Source organism: Psychrobacter sp. TB15 (genome assembly GCF_000511655.1).
Lineage (GTDB): Bacteria > Pseudomonadota > Gammaproteobacteria > Pseudomonadales > Moraxellaceae > Psychrobacter > Psychrobacter submarinus.
This window is the reverse complement of sequence record NZ_AYXN01000005.1, coordinates 1-2,613: the sequence shown is the minus strand read 5'-3', so window position 1 is coordinate 2,613 and position 2,613 is coordinate 1. Positions and strand designations below refer to the sequence as shown.

At 37.1% G+C, this 2,613-nt stretch carries 3 protein-coding genes and 2 pseudogenes; 1 reads left to right on the top strand and 4 read right to left on the bottom strand.

What is annotated here, in order from left to right; all coding sequences use genetic code 11:
• Positions 1-17: 17 nt before the first annotated feature.
• Both W234_RS0100845 and W234_RS0100840 read right to left on the bottom strand, forming a co-directional pair.
• A pseudogene (locus W234_RS0100845) lies at positions 18-401 on the bottom strand (transposase family protein); the annotation flags it as partial.
• An 8-nt stretch (positions 402-409) separates the two neighbouring features.
• The gene (locus W234_RS0100840) at positions 410-850 is read right to left on the bottom strand and encodes a transposase family protein (RefSeq protein ID WP_025643546.1); all 441 of its coding nucleotides are present in this window, start codon (positions 848-850) and stop codon (positions 410-412) included.
• Between the two features lie 15 nt (positions 851-865).
• On the opposite strand from W234_RS0100840, the gene W234_RS0100835 reads away from it, so the two are divergent.
• Positions 866-1,720 carry a hypothetical protein gene (locus tag W234_RS0100835; protein WP_025643823.1) on the top strand — a complete coding sequence of 285 codons (855 nt, stop codon included), beginning with the start codon at positions 866-868 and terminating at the stop codon, positions 1,718-1,720.
• Here the strand turns inward: W234_RS0100835 and W234_RS0100830 are convergent.
• A pseudogene (locus W234_RS0100830) lies at positions 1,715-2,098 on the bottom strand (transposase family protein); the annotation flags it as partial. The gene W234_RS0100835 and the pseudogene W234_RS0100830 overlap by 6 nt on opposite strands.
• An 8-nt stretch (positions 2,099-2,106) precedes the next feature.
• On the bottom strand, positions 2,107-2,547 hold the full coding sequence (locus tag W234_RS0100825; RefSeq protein ID WP_025643546.1) for a transposase family protein: 441 nt from the start codon (positions 2,545-2,547) through the stop codon (positions 2,107-2,109).
• Positions 2,548-2,613: the final 66 nt, after the last annotated feature.

Genomic DNA, 2,613 nt, shown 5'->3' with positions numbered 1-2,613 from the left:
TAGACCTCTTGCAAAAGTCATAATTTAAGCTCGGAATTAATGATACCAGCAAACAGCTTCATTCTAAGATCATAGCGCTGACGACGGTTGCGATATTTATGAGCCACGATTTTAAACAACTTGATTAAGCCTATTTTGTGCTCAACCACAATACGGAACTTTGCCAGATAGTGATTGGCCTGTTTGCATATCTCTAATAACTGACCACCACGAGGTTTCTTAAATGGCGTGAAAGTTTGCTCATGTAACTTTGCTAACCCTTGATAACCACTATCGGCTAGTAGCTTGGCGTCACAAGGTAACCAGTCAGGACAAGTATCTTTATACAGCTTAAAATCGTGGATTGACCCTTTACAGGTTTGCACATCAAGTATCAAACCAGTTTGCCAATGAACGATAACCTGCGCTTTTAAGGTGTGTTGTTTTTTCTTACCGCTGTAGTAGTCTCTTTGGTTTTTTTTGGACGCTCAATAGGGGTTTCGGTAGCATCAACAATGACGACTGACCAATTGATGTCGTCATCGACACGACTAGGCAGCTTTTTAGGTAATTCAAACTTGCCAGAGTCAATCAGTGTGTCTTCTACTTTACGAATGATACGGCTAGCAGAAGACTCATGAATACCAAAGTCCATACTGATATGATAAAGCGTGCGGTATTCACGCCAATAAGTCAGGGCTAGTAGTATCTGCTCCTTAAGACTGAGCACACTTGGTCTACCTGATTTGGTCTTAGATGCTTCATGCTCTTGCATGGCATCAAGCATGTCATAAAAGGTGGCTTTATGAATGCCAGTGTAGCGTTTAAAACCAGCGTCACTTTGTTTGAGTAGCTTATCTATGTTTGGCATGGTTCTTAGACAACGATGAATGTTCTTCTTATTTTAATTCCCTCTGCTACTTTTGCAAGAGGTCTATTAGATAGGCTTGAAGAAACATTAGAGTCTCTTAAAATATCGATTATCGAAGATAGTTTCGATATATCTGCTATGCTTTCTAATCCTATTGACTTATCTCTATTTTTAAACTTATTTAACGAAGATTATAATACTAACTTTACGACTACGAATGATTGGAAAAACTTAGAAATATCGTCTGATTACAATATAGAAAATGTATTAAAACTTGATTCATTTACTAACACTTGGAGTGCTGCAAAAATAAAGCAGCTTTCAGATGAACTTATCACGACGAATCATATAGACTCCGAGACCTTAAAATACTTAATTACGAACTCAGATCTCTTACAAAAAGCTATCAAAGATAATGGATTTTATAGTTATATTTTTGGAGATGCTAGTTTGCAAATATACTCGATAGGGGATACTCTATATTCAAAAAATGAAATTATTAATGATAAATTTAAAGATGTTAATACTTTAGTAGGGGATGAAGATGAAGATGAAGATGAAGATGAAGATGAAGATTATATCCTAGATAGTGTCTTCGACTTAGAAAACCATCCGTTTATATTTTATAAAATTGAACCATTAGTATCAGCTACAAAATTTTTCAAAGCCTTATATCAAGATAGTAGTTACTCCATTTATAATGACTTATTTTTTACTATCGATAGCGAAGAGGCATTCTTATTTCCTTATGTGGAAAAAAATGGAATGGTGGTTGAAGTAACAAATATTATGTTATTTGAATTACTTAGTCCTATACTAAGTATTAGGTTTGAAAAATTTGACAAACTAGACCTCTTGCAAAAGTCATAATTTAAGCTCGGAATTAATGATACCAGCAAACAGCTTCATTCTAAGATCATAGCGCTGACGACGGTTGCGATATTTATGAGCCACGATTTTAAACAACTTGATTAAGCCTATTTTGTGCTCAACCACAATACGGAACTTTGCCAGATAGTGATTGGCCTGTTTGCATATCTCTAATAACTGACCACCACGAGGTTTCTTAAATGGCGTGAAAGTTTGCTCATGTAACTTTGCTAACCCTTGATAACCACTATCGGCTAGTAGCTTGGCGTCACAAGGTAACCAGTCAGGACAAGTATCTTTATACAGCTTAAAATCGTGGATTGACCCTTTACAGGTTTGCACATCAAGTATCAAACCAGTTTGCCAATGAACGATAACCTGCGCTTTTAAGGTGTGTTGTTTTTTCTTACCGCTGTAGTAGTCTCTTTGGTTTTTTTTGGACGCTCAATAGGGGTTTCGGTAGCATCAACAATGACGACTGACCAATTGATGTCGTCATCGACACGACTAGGCAGCTTTTTAGGTAATTCAAACTTGCCAGAGTCAATCAGTGTGTCTTCTACTTTACGAATGATACGGCTAGCAGAAGACTCATGAATACCAAAGTCCATACTGATATGATAAAGCGTGCGGTATTCACGCCAATAAGTCAGGGCTAGTAGTATCTGCTCCTTAAGACTGAGCACACTTGGTCTACCTGATTTGGTCTTAGATGCTTCATGCTCTTGCATGGCATCAAGCATGTCATAAAAGGTGGCTTTATGAATGCCAGTGTAGCGTTTAAAACCAGCGTCACTTTGTTTGAGTAGCTTATCTATGTTTGGCATGGTTCTTAGACAACGATGAATGTTCTTCTTATTTTAATTCCCTCTGCTACTTTTGCAAGAGGTCTA

What these genes read in the sequence shown, in the direction of transcription:
- W234_RS0100825 (WP_025643546.1), bottom strand. Translation starts at nt 2,547, where the DNA reads ATGCCAAACATAGATAAGCTACTCAAACAAAGTGACGCTGGTTTTAAA.
- W234_RS0100840 (WP_025643546.1), bottom strand. Translation starts at nt 850, where the DNA reads ATGCCAAACATAGATAAGCTACTCAAACAAAGTGACGCTGGTTTTAAA.
- W234_RS0100835 (WP_025643823.1), top strand. Translation starts at nt 866, where the DNA reads ATGAATGTTCTTCTTATTTTAATTCCCTCTGCTACTTTTGCAAGAGGT.